Here is a 15,871-nt window from a genome sequence, read left to right as displayed (position 1 = left end):
GGTTGCAACGGCCCGGGTGTGCCGGCCGCCGGCTCGCCACCCGCCCCGGTGGGTGTGGCGAGGGTCACGGTCGGCTGGTCAGTCGGCGGGTCGGCAGCGTGGCACCTCGCCCAGGAACGCGACCCGTTCGGTGGCCAGTCGGTACGTGGTGCGGACGTGTCGTTCGCCCGGTTCGGCCCGGACGGTCACCTCGGACCGGCCCACCTCCGCCCCGTCCCGCGATCGGGCCCTGACCAGGCAGGTCGTCGCCCCGCCGGGGGGCACCGTGACGGCGAAGTCGATGGTGATCCCGGCCTCGGTGGCCTCGGTGTAGGTGATCACCTCGGGCTGGTGCAGCGGGTCGCCGTAGAGCGTGTACAGCCGGCCGGCGATCGCCGTCCCGACCAGCACCGCCACCGCCGTGAGCAGCGCGACGAGCCACGGCCGGCGCACTCGGGGCGCGCGTCGCCGGCCGTACCGCCCGGGTGGGAACATGGCGGCGGTCGGTGCGGTTGTGGCGGACGTGTCGGTCACCCGGGACGGAACTCCTTGGCGGACGTGTCGGTGCGGTCGGCGAGAATGGTCGACGGGCCCCATTGTCGCAGCCGGGCCCGGACGCCGCCGGCAGGGGATGTCAGGCACGGGATGAGGGAGCGTTTTCGTTGGCTGAGCAACTGCGTCTGATGGCGGTGCACGCCCATCCGGACGACGAGTCCAGCAAGGGTGCCGCGACGATGGCCCGGTACGTCGCGGAAGGCGCCCAGGTGCTGGTGGTGACCTGCACCGGCGGGGAGCGGGGCAGCGTGCTGAACCCGAAACTCGACCGGCCGGACGTCTGGGAGAACATTGCCGAGATCCGCCGGGCCGAGATGGACGCCGCCCGGGCGATCCTCGGCGTCGAGCAGGCCTGGTTGGGCTTCGTCGACTCGGGGCTGCCCGAGGGCGACCCGCTGCCGCCGCTGCCGGACGGGTGTTTCGCCCTGGAGCCGCTGGAGGAGGCGGCCGGGCCGCTGGTGCGGTTGATGCGGGAGTTCCGTCCGCACGTGGTGACCACCTACGACGAGGACGGCGGTTATCCGCACCCGGACCACATCATGTGCAACCGGGTCAGCGTCGCCGCGTTCGAGGCGGCCGGTGACCCGGCCCGCTACCCGGGTGTCGGTGGTGAGCCGTGGCAGCCGTTGAAGCTGTACTACTGCATGAGCTTCACCAAGGCGCGGATTCTCGCGCTGCACGAGGGGATGCTCGCGATCGGTCGGGAGTCGCCGTACCAGGAGTGGATGGACCGGTGGGAGGAGCGCCCGGACAAGGGCGACCGGATCACCACCCGGGTCGACTGCGCCGACTACTTCCCGGTCCGCGACGACGCGTTGCGCGCACACGCCACCCAGGTCGATCCGGACGGCTTCTGGTTCCAGGTGCCGATGGAGGTGCAGCGGCAGGCCTGGCCGACCGAGGATTTCGAGTTGGTCCGGTCGTTCGTCGAGAGCCCGAAGCCGGAATCCGACCTGTTTGCCGGGATTCGTGAGGGGCTCGGCCGCTCCTGATCCACCGGGCGTAACGTGTAGTCGACGTCAGCGACGCAGAGGGGTCCGATCGTGCTGAGTGCTGTCCATGTCCTGGCGGTGAACAACTTCGGGGACACCCGCAGCGGTGGTCTGGCCGGGCCGATGGGACTGTTCCTGCTCCTGCTGCTCGCCGCCGCGACGGTGTTCCTGATCCGGAACATGAACGCCCGGCTGCGTCGGCTGCCCGAGCGGTTCGACGACGCGGCGCCGGGCGGCGGGTCGGCGTCGGCCGAACGCAATGTCCTTGATCCGACAGAAGGCGACTCGCGTCCAGGATCCCCTTTGTAACCGCTTACATGCGCTCTCACCAGGGACTTTTCTCCCCTCCAGTGGGCCTCCGCCGGTAAACCGGCCCAGTGGCCCCTGTTGCCGGAATCGGCTTTGGCTTAGCCTTCCGCCGGGGACCTTCAGTTCCTCCGACCGCGCGCGGAAAGGGGCGACCATGGATCGGACAGCTGTCGTCCCTGGTCGTACGGAACGGACGCGAGGGATGCTCATCATGGTCGGTCGTCCGCGCCGGGCATCGGTCCACGGCCCGGCGGTCACCGGGAGTGACCCGTGACGCCGGCGCGGCCGGAACCGGCTGCGACCGCGTACGAAGCGACGACCGAAGCCCTGGACGGCGGAGGCCAGTGGCGGCTGCCCGTCTTCACCGTCGCCGTCGGTGTGGCCGCCGTCGCCACCATCGCCATCGGGCTGCTCACCGGGTCGGCCCCGCAGGCGTCGGCACTCCCGGCCCCGGCCGGGTTCGCGATCGTCGCGGCACTGCTCGGCGTCGCACAACTCGCCCGACTGCGGTTCCGCATCGGCACCGGCACGGTCAGCTTCACCTGGGGCGAGGCCGCCCTCATCGTCGGGCTCTACGTCCTCCCGGTCGGCTGGCTGCCGGCCGCCGCCGCCGTCGGCGTGGGTATCGCCTGGACCCTGCTGTCGGTCTTCTCCGAGTCCCGTACCGTGCCGGAGATTCTCCGGGTCACCGCGTCGTTGACCGTCGCCGTCGCGGCGGCCGGCGTCGCCGCCCGGGCGGTCGCCGACCCGTACGCCGAGCAGCTCACCCCGCTGCTCGCCGCCGCCATGCTGCTCGGCGGGCTGGTCTATCTGCTGATCACCGCCGCCCTGGCCACGGTCGCCCTGTCGCTGCGGCACGGCCGGCCGTTCGGTGCCACCCTGCTGCACGTGCTGCGCAACAAGCTGTTGATGTTCGTCGGCAACGTCCTGGTCGGGCTGGTCACGGTCGGGATGCTCGGCCACGATCCGCGTTGGCTGCTGCTGCTGCCCCCAGCGCTGTGGCTGCTGCAGCAGACCTACGGACACCGGCTGCGGGTCGAGGACGAGCGTCGGGCCTGGCAGGAGTTCGCCCGGGCGACCCGGGCGCTCAACCAGCTCGACGAGCCGGCCGTCGTCGGTGCCGGGGTCGCCGGCGGGCTCGCCCTGTTCGGCGCCGAGCGCGTCGAGATCGACGTGCGGCAGGCCGGCGGCAGGCTGTGGCGCTACGTCGGCGACGCCGATGGCGGGTTGCGCCGGTCGGAGCCGCCGGCCGACCCCGTCGACCCCGTCGCGGCGGCTGAGGACGTCGCCGACGACGCCACCGACCAGATGCTCGTCCACCCGCTCACGGTCGGCCGGACCGCCGTCGGCGAGCTGCGGATCCACCTGCCGGCCAGCACCATGCCGAGGTCCCGGGACCGCAACGCGCTCTCCGCCTTCGGTGACGCGCTCGCCGCGGCCCTGCACGACGCGGCCACCGACCGGGCACTGCGCCACCTCACCGACCGGACCTTGCACCGGTCGATGCACGATCCGGTGACCGAGCTGCTCAACCGGGCGGCGCTGCTCACCAAGGGCGACGTCGCCCTGCACCGGCTGGAGCATGATCATCCGGTCGCTCTGCTGCTGCTCGACATCAAGGGCTTCAAAGAGGTCAACGACACCCTGGGCAACGCCGCCGGTGACGAGCTGCTGCAGTCCGCCGCCCGGCGGCTCAGCGACCGGCTCCGCCCCGGCGAGCTGCTCGGCCGGCTCGGCAACGACGAGTTCGCCCTGCTCCTGACGTCGCTGAGCCCGGCGGCGGCCGGTTGCGTCGAGCGGACCTCGCCGACCGGGGTGGCGATGCGCCGGGCCCGCGAGATCACCGCGATGCTGGCCGAGCCGACCGAGGTCGCCGGTGTGCGGATGTCGGTCGAAGGCGCACTCGGCGTGGTGGTCGCCGGTGCCGGCACCGCCGACATGAACGAACTGCTTCGTCGGGCGAACATCGCGATGAGTCAGGCGAAGGCGATCGGCGGCAGCGTCGCCGGCTACGACAGCGCGAAGGACGCCGCCAACACCGACCAGTTGGCGCTGCTGGCCGAACTGCGCGCCGCGCTGGACGTCGACGACCAGCTCGAACTGGCCCTGCAACCGGCGGTCGACCTCGCCACCGGCGGGCCGACCGGGGTGGAGGCGCTGATCCGGTGGCGGCATCCGCGCCGCGGCCGGCTCACCCCGGTCCACTTCGTCAGAGCGGTCGAGGGCAGCGAGCTGCTCGCCCCGTTCACCCGGTACGTCGTCGACCGGGCGTTGTCGGCCGCCGCCGAGTGGGCGGTACACGGCATCGACGTACCGATCTCGGTCAACGTCTCGGCCCGGAGTCTGCTCGACCCGCAGCTGCCGGCCGAGATCGGCGAGCTGCTGCGCCGCCACCAGGTCCCGGCCCACCGGTTGGTGCTGGAGATCACCGAGACGGTGGTGATGAGCGAGCTGGAGATCATCGACGAGGTGCTGGCCAGCCTCCGGGAGATGGGCGTCCAGCTCGCCGTCGACGACTTCGGCACCGGGTTCTCCTCGCTGGCCTTCCTGACCCGGGTCACCGTCGACGAGCTGAAGGTCGACCGGTCCTTCGTGGTCCGGATGGCCGACTCGCCACGCGACGCCGCCATCGTGCGGCACACCGTCCGGCTGGGCCGCGAGATGGGCCTGCGGGTGGTCGCCGAGGGTGTGGAGACCGCCGACCAACGGGCCACCCTGGCCGCCCTCGGCTGTGCCGCCGCGCAGGGCTACCACTTCTTCAAGCCGATGCCCGCCGACAAGGTGCTCGCGGTGCTCCGCTCCCTGGCGGACTCCGCGCAGGCCCAGATCTATCCGCTGCGCGCGGACGGTGCGTCGTGACCGGCCGGCCCAGCGGCGCCGTCCGGGACTGGCTGGTCTTCGACTACGGCCAGGTCATCTCGCTGCCGCAGCCGCCGGCCGCGGTGGCCGCCATGGCCGAGCTGGCCGGGCTGCCGCAGGCCACCTTCGACGAGGGGTACTGGCGGCACCGGGACGCCTACGACGCCGGCTGGCCGGCCGACCGCTACTGGAGCCACGTGGTCGGTCGGCCGCTGCCCGCCGACGATCCGCTCGTGGCCGAACTGGACCGGGCCGACATCGCCAGCTGGTCGCAGCTGAATCCACGTACCGTCGAGCTCGTCACCGACCTGGCCGCCGACGGACACGGCCTGGCGCTGTTGTCCAACGCCCCCGCGTCCATCGCCACGGCGATCGACGCGGCCGACTGGGCGGGGGTGTTCCACCACCGGCTGTTCAGCTGCCGGCTGGCGCTGATCAAACCCGATCCGGCGATCTTCGCGGCGTTGCTGCACCGGCTCGGCGCGCCTGCCCACCGGGTCACCTTCGTCGACGATCGGCCGGAGAACGTGCAGGCCGCCGCCGAGGCGGGCCTCACCGCGCTGCGATACCCGGACGTTCCGCTGCCGACCCGGCGGTGAGCCGCCCGCCGACTGGCTATGGTCGGAACGTGCGACCCCACACCGTCGGGGTCGTGCCACGACCCCGAGGAGCGACCAGCGTGAACCGGCTCGGCGAGGCGACCAGCCCGTACCTGCAGCAGCATGCCGACAACCCGGTCGACTGGTGGCCATGGTGCCCGGAGGCGTTCGACGAGGCCCGCCGCCGAGACGTGCCGGTGCTGATCTCGGTCGGCTACGCGGCCTGCCACTGGTGCCATGTGATGGCGCACGAGTCGTTCGAGGACGACGCGGTCGGGCAGCTGATCAACGACAACTTCGTCGCGATCAAAGTGGACCGGGAGGAACGCCCCGACGTGGACGCGGTCTACCTGGCCGCCACCCAGGCGATGACCGGTCATGGCGGCTGGCCGATGACGGTGTTCGCCACCGCCGACGGCACCCCGTTCTTCTGCGGGACCTACTTCCCGCAGCCGAACTTCGTCCGACTGCTCCAGTCGGTCGGTGCCGCCTGGCGCGACCAGCGCGACGCCGTACTGCGTCAGGGGGCCGCGGTCGCCGAGGCGGTCGGCGGGGCGCAGGCGGTCGGCGGGGCGACCACGCCGTTGACCGCCGACCTGCTCGACGCCGCCGCGGTGACGCTGGGCAAGGAGTACGACCCGACGCACGGCGGGTTCGGTGGGGCGCCGAAGTTTCCCCCGCATCTCAGCCTGCTCTTCCTGCTGCGGCATCATCAGCGCACCGGTGCCGCCGACAGCCTGGAAATCGTTCAGCACACCTGCGAGGCGATGGCCCGGGGCGGCATCTACGACCAGCTCGCCGGCGGCTTCGCCCGGTACGCGGTGGACGGCACCTGGACGGTGCCGCACTTCGAGAAGATGCTCTACGACAACGCGCTGCTGCTGCGGGTCTACACGCTGCTGTGGCGGCTCACCGGTGACCGGATGGCCGGCCGGATCGCCCGGGAGACCGTCCGTTTCCTCGCCGAGGCGCTCGCCGTACCCGGTGGTGGATTCGCCTCCGCGTTGGACGCCGACACCGGCGGGGTCGAAGGCGCCAGCTACGTGTGGACGCCGCAGCAGCTGATCGAGGTTCTCGGCGAGGCCGACGGCCGGTGGGCGGCCGACCTGTACGGGGTGACCGGCGACGGCAGCTTCGAACACGGCACCAGCGTGCTGCGGCTGGCCCGCGACGTCGACGACACGCCGCCGGAGCAGCTGGACCGGGTCCGGGCGGCGCTGCGCCGGGCCCGGTCGGCCCGGCCGCAGCCGGCCCGCGACGACAAGGTGGTGACCGCCTGGAACGGACTGGCCGTCACCGCACTGGTCGAGTTCGCCACCACCGCCGACGCCCTGACCGGCACCGACGCCCTGACCGGCGCCGCAGACGGCACCGACGGCGACGTCGAGCTGGCCGCCGAGTTGGCGGTTGCGACCGGAGCGCACCTGGCCCGTACCCACCTGGTCGGCGGGCGGCTGCGCCGGGTCTCCCGGGACGGTCTGGTCGGCGCGCCCGACGGGGTGCTGGAGGACTACGGCTGCCTCGCCGAGGCGTTCTGCGCGCTGCACCAGCTCACCGGGGAACGCCGATGGCTGGACCTCGCCGGTGAGCTGCTGGACGTCGCGCTGGCCCGGTTCGCTGCCGACAACGGCGGCTTCTACGACACCGCCGACGACGCCGAACAGCTGGTCGCCCGGCCGGCGGACCCGACCGACAACGCCACCGCGTCCGGGCTGTCGGCCACCGCCGCCGCGCTCACCGGCTACGCGGCGCTGCGCGGCGCCCCGCAGTACCGGGCCGCCGCCGAGGCCGCGCTGGCCACCGTCGCGCCGGTGGTCGCCCGGCACGCCCGGTTCACCGGCTACGCCGCCGCCGTCGGCGAGGCGTTGCTGTCCGGTCCGTACGAGATCGCCGTGGTCACCGATGATCCGACCGGAGACCCGCTGGTACGGGCGGCGCGGCGGCACGCGCCGCCCGGTGCGGTGGTGGTGGCCGGCCGTCCCGACCAGGCCGGCGTGCCGCTGCTGGCGGACCGGCCGATGATCGACGGGGCGTCGACCGCGTACGTCTGCCGGGGCTCCGTCTGCGATCGGCCGGTCACCTCCGTCGCGGACCTGGTCGCGCAGCTGGGTTAGGCTGTCGCCGCCATGGATACCCGTACCGGACTGCCCGTCGTCGGCATGGTGGGTGGTGGGCAGCTCGCCCGGATGACCCACCAGGCCGCGATCGCGCTCGGCCAGTCGCTGCGCGTGCTGGCCCGCACGCCGGAGGACGGCGCCGCCCTGGTCGCCGCCGACGTGCAGTACGGCGAGCACACCGACCTCGCCGCGCTGCGTACCTTCGCCAAGGGCTGTGACGTGGTCACCTTCGACCATGAGCACGTGCCGGGCGAGCACATCCGGGCGCTGGCCGCCGACGGCGTGCGTCTTCACCCGGGGGCCGACGCGCTGCGCTGCGCGCAGGACAAGGCGGTGATGCGGCAGCGGCTGACCGAGCTGGGTGTACCGGTGCCCCGCTGGCGGCGGATCGGCTCGGTCGACGAGCTGGCCGCGTTCGGTGCCGAGGTCGGCTGGCCGGTGGTGGTCAAGACCGCGCGTGGCGGCTACGACGGCCGCGGGGTGTGGCTGCTGGACACGCCGGACGAGCTGGCTGCCGTCGGTCTCGACCAGGCCGGACCGTCGGCCGACCCGGCGGTGGAGCTGATCGCCGAGGAGCGGGTGAAGCTGGTCCGCGAACTGGCCGTGCAGGTGGCCCGCTCGCCCTTCGGTCAGCTGGCGGTCTACCCGGTGGTGGAGACCGTGCAGCGGGACGGCATCTGCGTCGAGGTCCTGGCACCCGCGCCGGCCCTGCCGCAGTCGCGCGCTCTGGCGGCCCAGCAGCTGGCCATCGACCTGGCCAGCGCGCTCGACGTGGTCGGGCTGCTGGCGGTGGAGTTGTTCGAGGTGCCCGGTGGCCTGGTGGTCAACGAGTTGGCGATGCGGCCGCACAACTCCGGGCACTGGACGATCGAAGGGGCGCGTACCTCCCAGTTCGAGCAGCATCTGCGGGCGGTACTGGACTATCCGATGGGTGACACCGGGCTGACCGCCCCGGCGGTGGTGATGGCGAACGTGCTGGGCGGCGCGGACAGCGGGATGGGCATCGACGAGCGGCTGCACCACCTGTTCGCGACCGACCCCGGCGCCAAGGTCCACCTGTACGGCAAACAGGTCCGGCCGGGCCGCAAGATCGGCCACCTGACGGTGCTCGGCGAGGATCTCACCGACGTACGGAACCGGGCCGCCCGGGCCGCCCGCTGGCTGCAGGAGGGTCGATGATCGGCGTCATCATGGGCAGCGACTCGGACTGGCCGACGATGCGGGCCGCCGCCGAGGCCCTCGCCGAGTTCGACGTCGAGCACGAGGTACGGGTGATCTCGGCGCACCGCACCCCGCACGGCATGCTCGACTATGCCGGCAACGCCGCCGACCGGGGCATCCAGGTGATCATCGCCGGGGCGGGCGGCGCGGCGCACCTGCCGGGCATGGTGGCCTCGGCGACTCCGCTGCCGGTGATCGGGGTGCCGGTGCCGTTGAAGCATCTGGACGGGATGGACTCGCTGCTGTCGATCGTGCAGATGCCGGCGGGCGTGCCGGTGGCCACGGTGTCGATCGATGGTGCCCGCAACGCGGGTCTGTTGGCGGTGCGGATCCTCGCCGCCACCGACCCGGGGCTGCGCGCCCGGATGCTCGCCTACCAGCAGGAGCTGGTCGAGCTGGTCGCCGCGAAGGACGCCGCGCTGCAGGCGTCACCCGGCGGCACTGCTTAGCCCCGTCGCCCCGGCCAACTCTCAGCGCATGCCGCGCAGAGCGCCCCGCACCCGCTCCTGAGTCTGCCGGCGCCACTCGCTGCTGGCCCCGAGCGCCAGCAGCACCAGACCGACCGGGATCAGCACCAGCCATGGCCCGAAGAAGGTCAACGCGTGCAACGCGGTCACCGCGCTGACCACCGTACCGACCACCACCGGGGCCTGCTGCTGACTCATCGCCCCGACCAGCAGGGTGCCGACCGCACCGAGCAGCAACAGGACCTGCCGGAAGCTGTTCTCCCCCGAGCTGATCACCAGCACCAGGGTGGGCAGGAACGCCGCGGCCAGTGCCGGCCCGTACGCCGTCCAACTGCTCAGGTCCGGCCGGTGCCGCAGCTCCAGGACCCCGACCAGCAGGGCGAGGACGGCGAACGGCAAGGTGTACGCCTCGGTGAGCGCCACGTCGGTGATCCGCATCAGCATCCACCAGGCGGTGATCTCGCAGCCGACCGCCAGCCAGAACAGCACCCGGCGCTCCATCGCGCGGCGGCCCGGCCGGGTGGCCGTCACCCCGAGCACCGCACCCCAGGCGGCCAACAGCCCGGCCAGATGCGCGGCCGAGTCGTACGCCAGGGCCAGCGCGAGCAGTGCGGCCGCGTAGCTGCTCCACTCGACCACCGCCGCCTCGCGTACCGCCTCGGGGTGGCTGAGCCGGGGCAGCCGGGTCGCGGACAGCAGCAGGCCGGCACCGACGGCGAGTACGCCGAACGCCGACCAGCTCGGCGGAAGGCCGGCGACGAGGCCCATGGTCAGCACGAACATCTGCGCCATCACCGAGGCGAACAGCCAGCCGAGGATCCGGGCCGGCTGGCTGCGTCCGGCGTACGCGGCCACCGCTCCGACGCACACCGAGCTGCCCAGCGTGAAGACGGTCAGTTGATCGTTGGCCAGCGCGCCGGCGAGCCCGGCGCCACCGGCGGCGAGGCCGATCAGGAACAGCAGCCGGCGGGCGATGCGCAACGGCCGGTGCCGTTCGGTGTCCGGCGGCGGTTCGGTCAACGCCAGGCCGACCATGGCGACCGCGAAGACCAGCAGCGCCGCCATGGTGCCCGCCGGCCACCCGACGCCGAACGACATCGGGGTGATCAGCAGGGTGATCGCCACGCCGGGCAGCACCACCGGAACCGCCTGGCCCGGCTGGCCGGTGTTGAACCCGGTCGCGGCCAGCGCCGCCGCGACGGTGAGCAGCAGCGCGGCGAGCACGTTGGTCGGGTCCACGGCGGCGGCTGGCGGATCGAGCAGCCCGGCCGGTGGTCCCTGCCAGATCGCGGCCAGGGTGCGGTACGGCTCGACCAGCGCGGCGGTCAGTGTCGGTGCCACCGCCGCGACGGCCAGCGCGGTGGGCAGCGCGGCGGCCGCCAACGCACCCTTGACCGGGCTGATCGCCCACTCCTGGCCGATCTCCAGCGGCCCCGGCTGGCTCCACCGGCCGCCGATCCCGGACCATCGGCGGCTCGGCCGGGACAGGTCCACCGGCGGTGGGGTGGCGGCCCGGAGCAGTTCGGCGAGTACGCCGAGTAGCGCGGCGCCGGCGGCGTACATGCCGGTCGGCAGGTCGGTGGGGAGCGAAGCGAGGGCGGTGACCGTCGCGCCGGCGGCCAACCCGACGGTGGCGTACGGCAGGTAGTGCGGCACCCGGCGGCGGACCATGGCCAGCACCGCGACGCCGAGCGCCGAGGCGGCCAACGCCCCGGTCAGCACGATCTCGGTGGTCCAGCCGAGCGCGGCGGCCAGCGCGGCGACCGCTCCGGGCAGAGCCAGCAGCGCGGCCCCGGTCGCCGCGCCACCGATCTTCGCCAGGTGCGCCGGCATCGATTCCCGGTCGGGGACGGGCTGTCCGTTACCGGCCTGGTCGGCCTGGTCGGCCTGAGTGGACTGGTCGGCCTGGTCGGACTGGTCGGCCTGGTCGGCCAGCGTCAAGGTGGCGACGACCCGGGCGAGTACCGCCACCACCACGCAGGTCAGCACCACGACACCGAGCGCGGCGGCGGTGGTCCACGGACGGACCAGGCTGGCGCCGATGGCGTACAGGGCGACCGCCACGGCGACGCCGGCCCGGGCGGTGGCCGCCTGTGGATCGTTGGCGGCCACCGAGATGATCCCGTACCCGATCGCGACCAGGCAGCCGACCACGATCGGCGACCACCAGGGCAGGCCGAGCGCCGCCGGGGTGCCGACGGTGGCGAGCGCGACCAGCACGCCGGCGGCGTGGAACGACCAGGGTCGGGGCAGCGCGACGGCGGCGGCCAGCGCGAGCAGTACCAGAGCCAGCGGCACCTGCCAGGAGTTGGCGGTGACCTCGGTGGACCAGGCGGTCAGGTCCGCCTGCCAGAGCTGGCCCGGGGTGGCCAGTGCCTGGACGCCGCCGGCGACCGCCGTGTAGCCGGCGAGGACGGCGATGACCCCACCGCTGACCGCGGTGCCCAGGACCGGTCCGCGCCGCCAGTGCTCGGGCAGGGCACGTACGGCGACCGCCACCAGCAGGGTCAATGCGGCGCTGGCCACCAGTTCGGTGCCGGGTACCACGATCGCGCTGACCCTGGCCAGCGTGCCGACCAGCGCGGCGGTGGCGGCCGCCGCGGCGTAGTCGGGGCCGTCGAGCAGCCGGTCCGCCCGCCGGCCGGCGTCGATCGACGGCGCCATGAGTAGCAGCCCCGCGGCGACCAGCAGCCCGACGGCGACCCACACGTCGGCGATGGCCGCGCCGGGCGAGCCGAACGCCGCGGCGGTGACCGCGAGCGCGCCCAGCCCGGTGCCGATGGTCAACGGTCGGGGGATCTGCCGTTCGGCCACCTGCGCCAGCGCCGAGTAGCCGAGCGTGCCGCAGACCGCGAGGAAACCGGCGGCCAGGATCGGGGCGGTCGTCTCCTGGACGGCCAGCGCGGTCGGCCCCGGCGGCGGCACCAGGGCGGTGACGAACGCCGCCACCCCGCCGGGCAGGGCGAACGCTGCACCGCCGGCGGCCCAACCGCCGACCGCGTCACCGGCCGGCCGGCGACGTACCTCCGGCAGCGTCCCGGCCACCGCGATCAGTACGCCGGCGGCGGCCAGCACCAGCAGAGCGGCGGCGGTGGAGCCGGGTCGGGCCAGCGCCGCGCCCGCACCGGCGGTGCCGAGCACCGCCGCGCAGATCACGTGCACCCGGGCGGCCCGGGTGGTGTCGGTGAGGAAACCGGTGCCGGCCACCGCGACGGCGGCGAGCACCGGCAGCCACGGCGCGGCGTACCAGGGCAGGGCGAAGGACGCCGGCACGGCCAGCGCGGTCAGCGTCACGCCGACGACGGTCGCCTCGCGACGCCATTCGACCGGCATGGCGACCGCCGCCGCGATGGTGATCAGCAGCGCGGCCAGGGCCAGCTGCCAGTCGGCGGGCCCGGCGTAGTCGACCAGGCTCTGCTGGTAGCCGGCCAGGTCGGCCTGCCAGGCGGGCAACGCGGCGCGGACCGGTGCCAGCGCCGCCCGCAGCGCGCCGCCGGCGACGAGTACGCCGAGCACGGTCAACGCGGCCGCGGCCGCGAGCTGCGGGCCACGGCGGACCTGCTCGGGCAGGGTCCGTACACCGATCCCGGCGACGGCGACCACGGCGGCGATCATCAGCAGCGCCGGGCCGGGCAGGGCGACCGCCGCGACCCGGCTGGCCGCGCCGATGACCGCCAGGGCGAACACGCCGGCGGTCAGGTCCGGCAGCGGCGGGTGGCCCAGGGTGAATCCGCCGGCCAGCCCGACCCCGGCGGCGATCAGCAGCACCGCCGCAGCGACCAGCGCGGCGGGCACCGTGTCGGCGCGCAGCACCGCCACCACGGCGAACAGCAGCGCGGCGGTGACGGCGAGCCCGTGCAGGGTCCAGACCAGGTCGCGTAGCCAGAGGACGGCCGCAGTGGGTGCCGGCGGTAGCCAGCCCGGCCCTCGACCACCGTCGCCGCCACCGGGCGGCTCGCCCTCGACGACGGCGTCGGCCTCCTCCGGCGCACTCTCCGGCCGGTCGGAGCCGCTGTCCGGTCCGGCCGGCGCGTCCGGCCGGGCTGGTGGCACCGTCGGCGACCCGAACCGCCAGCCGGCGCCGAGCTGTCCGGGGCCGCTCAGCAGCCGGACCAGCAGCAGGTCGAGCACGGCGACCACGGCGAGCGCCGACGCCCAACCGGCCGGCCCCCGGATCAGGTCCTGACCGAGCAGCGGCACGACCGGCTGGATCGCGAGCACCATGCCGTACCGGGGCAGGCGCAGCCCGGTCGTGGCGGCGTACCCGGCGGCGACCAGCGCGGTGACGGCGAAGGTGAGGCCGGCGAACGCCGACGGGCTGACCGGACCGGCCCGGACGGCGTCGGTCGCCCAGATCGCGTAGCCGTCGATCGGGACGAGGACCAGCGCCACGGCGGCGATCGTCTCCGCGGTGGAGGTGAGCCCGCGGGTGGCGACCGCCGGCGGGGCCGCGAGCAGCAGCAGCGTGCCGGCGAACAGCACGCTCAGCCGGGTGACGTCGGGCAGCGTGCTGTTGGCGACGGCGGCGAACACCACCACCGCCATCAGCGCGCCGAGGCCGAGCAGGACGTTCTGGATCGACTGGGCGGACGCCTCCGGTCGGGTGCCGTCCGACGACAGGACCTGGGTCGGATCGTCGCCACCGGCGGCCGGCGGGTAGCCGGGCTGGCCGGCGCCCGGCGGCTCGGAGCCCGGCGGCGGCCCGGTCGGCGGCAGGTCGTCGTCGGCCAGGTTGGGGCTCTGCCGGGGGAACCTGGGCGGGGCGGTGCCCTGGTCGGCGGTCGGCGGTCGCCGCCCGGCCCGGCGGCGGACCGAGACCCGGGGCCCCGGGCCACGCCGACCGGCGGCACCGCCGGTGGACAGGATGTCCCGTTGGAAGATCGCCGCCTGCAGGTCGCTGGCCGTCTGCTTCTGCTCTTTGGCCAGCGCGAGCTCGCGGGCCTTCATCTCGGCGATGGACCGCTCGATACGGACCAGGTCCTCAGCGAACTGCGGCTGCTCGGCGCCGCACCGTGGGCAGGTCGCCGCCGCCGGCACGGTCCGCCCACACGAGGCGCAGCGGTACGGCGAACTCATGGCACCCTCCTCCACGCCCGGACCACACTGTGGACCGCTTCCTACGAAGCATGCCTAAACCAAGCAACTGTTGAACAGCCCTAGGCGGCGTGGAGATCGGAGAAAAACCCGTCGTGGGTCCGGGACCGGACCCACGACCGGCCGGTTCGGGTGCGGGCGGTGCCGGGCTCAGGGGCGGCCCATGCCCCGGTACTGCCAGCCGGCGCCGGTCCACAACGTCGAGTCGAGGCAGTTCCGGCCGTCGATCACCCGGCGGCCGGCGACCAGCTCACCCAACGCCACCGGGTCGGCGTTACGGAAGTCGGCCCACTCGGTCAGGACGCAGACCAGGTCGGCGTCGCGGACCGCGTCGACCATCGACGGTACGTAGGTCAGGTCCGGCTGTGCCCGCCGGGCGTTCTCCGTACCCTCCGGGTCGAAGACCCGCACCTGCGCGCCGGTCTTGGCGAGCATCGCCGCCACCGCCAGTGACGGCGCGTCCCGTACGTCGTCGGAGTTGGGTTTGAACGTCGCCCCCAGCACCGCCACCGTCGTGCCGGACAGATCCGGCCCGGCCGGCCCGGACCGGCGGCCCAGCAGCTCGGCCGCCAGCTGCACCACCCGGGACCGCCGCCGCTGGTTGATCAGATCGACCTCGTGCAGGAACCGCAACGCCTCACCCGCGCCGAGCTCCTGCGCCCGCGCCTGGAACGCCCGGATGTCCTTCGGCAGACAGCCACCACCGAACCCGACCCCGGCCTGCAGGAACCGGTTGCCGATCCGCGGGTCGTACCCGATCGCCCGGGCCAGCTGGGTGACGTCACCGCCGGCGACCTCGCACACCTCGGCCATCGCGTTGATGAACGAGATCTTCGTGGCCAGGAACGCGTTCGCCGCGACCTTCACCAACTCGGCGGTGGCGAAGTCGGTCACCACCAACGGCACCTCCCGGTCCTCGGTGGCGGCCAGGTCGAACACCCCCTTGTGCGCCGCGAACAGCATCCCGTTGGCCCACTCGCTGCGTACCCCGACGACGATCCGGTTCGGCCGCAGCACGTCCTCGACGGCGAAGCCCTCCTGCAGGAACTCCGGACTCCAGGCCACCTCGACGCCCAGATCGCCCGGGGCGTGTTTGCCGACCAGCTGCTCGATCCACTCCGCGGTGCCGACCGGCACCGTCGACTTGCCGACGATCAACGCCTTGCGGGACAGGTGCTGGGCCAGACCGGTCACCGCCGCCTCGACGTACGACAGGTCGGCGCCCATCGCGTCGGCCCGCTGCGGGGTACCCACACAGATGAAGTGCACGTCACCGAACTCGGCCGTCGCCGCCATGTCGGTGGTGAACCGCAGTCGCCCGGCGGCCAGACTCCGCTTGAGCAGCTCGTCCAGGCCCGGCTCGTGGAACGGCACCTCACCGGCGGACAGCTTCGCGATCTTGTCGGCGTCGACGTCGTAGCCGATCACCTCGTAGCCGAGCTCGGCGAAACAGATGGCGTACGTCGCTCCGAGGTAACCGGTGCCGAGGAAGGTCAGCCGCGGGCGGGGGGCACCCGACGGCGGGGCCACCGCCGCGATGGCCGGAACGGGCTGGATGTTCGGGTACGGGATGGTCACGCCTTGTTCTCCGCTCGCGCTGGCGGCGCTGTGGTCGCGTCGCACTCGGTGGCCCGGTGCCGGGGGCTCGACACCAATCATCGTGGTTTTGACGTTCGCGG

The 15,871-nt window shown here is 73.7% G+C and carries 10 protein-coding genes; 7 read left to right on the top strand and 3 right to left on the bottom strand.

Going from position 1 to position 15,871, the window contains the following annotated elements:
* Positions 1–78: 78 nt before the first annotated feature.
* Positions 79–513, bottom strand: a complete 435-nt coding sequence (locus EDC02_RS32195; protein WP_123605995.1) for a DUF4307 domain-containing protein — start codon at positions 511–513, stop codon at positions 79–81.
* A gap of 149 nt (positions 514–662) precedes the next feature.
* On the opposite strand from EDC02_RS32195, the gene mca reads away from it, so the two are divergent.
* The 7 genes from mca (at position 663) to purE (ending at position 9,080) form a co-directional block, all read left to right on the top strand.
* Positions 663–1,526, top strand: coding sequence for a mycothiol conjugate amidase Mca (mca, locus tag EDC02_RS32190; RefSeq protein WP_199758097.1), 864 nt, complete (start codon positions 663–665; stop codon positions 1,524–1,526).
* A gap of 51 nt (positions 1,527–1,577) precedes the next feature.
* On the top strand, positions 1,578–1,835 hold the full coding sequence (locus EDC02_RS32185; protein ID WP_123605993.1) for a hypothetical protein: 258 nt from the start codon (positions 1,578–1,580) through the stop codon (positions 1,833–1,835).
* A 327-nt stretch (positions 1,836–2,162) separates the two neighbouring features.
* Positions 2,163–4,694 (top strand): EAL domain-containing protein, encoded by a 2,532-nt coding sequence (locus EDC02_RS32180; RefSeq protein WP_123607305.1) that lies wholly within the window; start codon positions 2,163–2,165, stop codon positions 4,692–4,694.
* Entirely contained in the window at positions 4,691–5,293 is a 603-nt protein-coding gene (locus tag EDC02_RS32175) for an HAD-IA family hydrolase (RefSeq protein WP_199757995.1), read from the top strand. Before EDC02_RS32180 ends, EDC02_RS32175 begins: the two co-directional genes overlap by 4 nt.
* Positions 5,294–5,373: 80 nt before the next feature.
* On the top strand, positions 5,374–7,407 hold the full coding sequence (locus EDC02_RS32170; RefSeq protein ID WP_123605992.1) for a thioredoxin domain-containing protein: 2,034 nt from the start codon (positions 5,374–5,376) through the stop codon (positions 7,405–7,407).
* A 12-nt stretch (positions 7,408–7,419) separates the two neighbouring features.
* A complete protein-coding gene (locus EDC02_RS32165; protein ID WP_123605991.1) occupies positions 7,420–8,589 on the top strand; it encodes a 5-(carboxyamino)imidazole ribonucleotide synthase in 1,170 nt (389 codons plus the stop codon).
* Entirely contained in the window at positions 8,586–9,080 is a 495-nt protein-coding gene (gene purE / locus EDC02_RS32160; RefSeq protein ID WP_123605990.1) for a 5-(carboxyamino)imidazole ribonucleotide mutase, read from the top strand. The genes EDC02_RS32165 and purE overlap by 4 nt, the downstream gene beginning before the upstream one ends.
* A gap of 21 nt (positions 9,081–9,101) precedes the next feature.
* Here purE and EDC02_RS32155 read toward each other — a convergent pair whose 3' ends face one another.
* Together EDC02_RS32155 and EDC02_RS32150 are read right to left on the bottom strand one after the other, a co-directional pair.
* Entirely contained in the window at positions 9,102–14,174 is a 5,073-nt protein-coding gene (locus tag EDC02_RS32155) for an SCO7613 C-terminal domain-containing membrane protein (RefSeq protein WP_123607303.1), read from the bottom strand.
* A 168-nt stretch (positions 14,175–14,342) separates the two neighbouring features.
* Positions 14,343–15,770 carry a UDP-glucose/GDP-mannose dehydrogenase family protein gene (locus EDC02_RS32150; RefSeq protein WP_123607302.1) on the bottom strand — a complete coding sequence of 476 codons (1,428 nt, stop codon included), beginning with the start codon at positions 15,768–15,770 and terminating at the stop codon, positions 14,343–14,345.
* Between the last annotated feature and the right edge of the window lie 101 nt (positions 15,771–15,871).

It is taken from the genome of Micromonospora sp. Llam0 (assembly GCF_003751085.1).
GTDB lineage: Bacteria > Actinomycetota > Actinomycetes > Mycobacteriales > Micromonosporaceae > Micromonospora_E.
Note: the sequence above shows the minus strand (reverse complement) of the source record. Positions and strands in the feature narration are given on the sequence as shown.

Coding starts and splice junctions, on each gene's coding strand:
- mca (WP_199758097.1), top strand. CDS start 663: ATGGCGGTGCACGCCCATCCGGACGACGAGTCCAGCAAGGGTGCCGCG.
- EDC02_RS32165 (WP_123605991.1), top strand. CDS start 7,420: ATGGATACCCGTACCGGACTGCCCGTCGTCGGCATGGTGGGTGGTGGG.
- purE (WP_123605990.1), top strand. CDS start 8,586: ATGATCGGCGTCATCATGGGCAGCGACTCGGACTGGCCGACGATGCGG.
- EDC02_RS32155 (WP_123607303.1), bottom strand. CDS start 14,174: ATGAGTTCGCCGTACCGCTGCGCCTCGTGTGGGCGGACCGTGCCGGCG.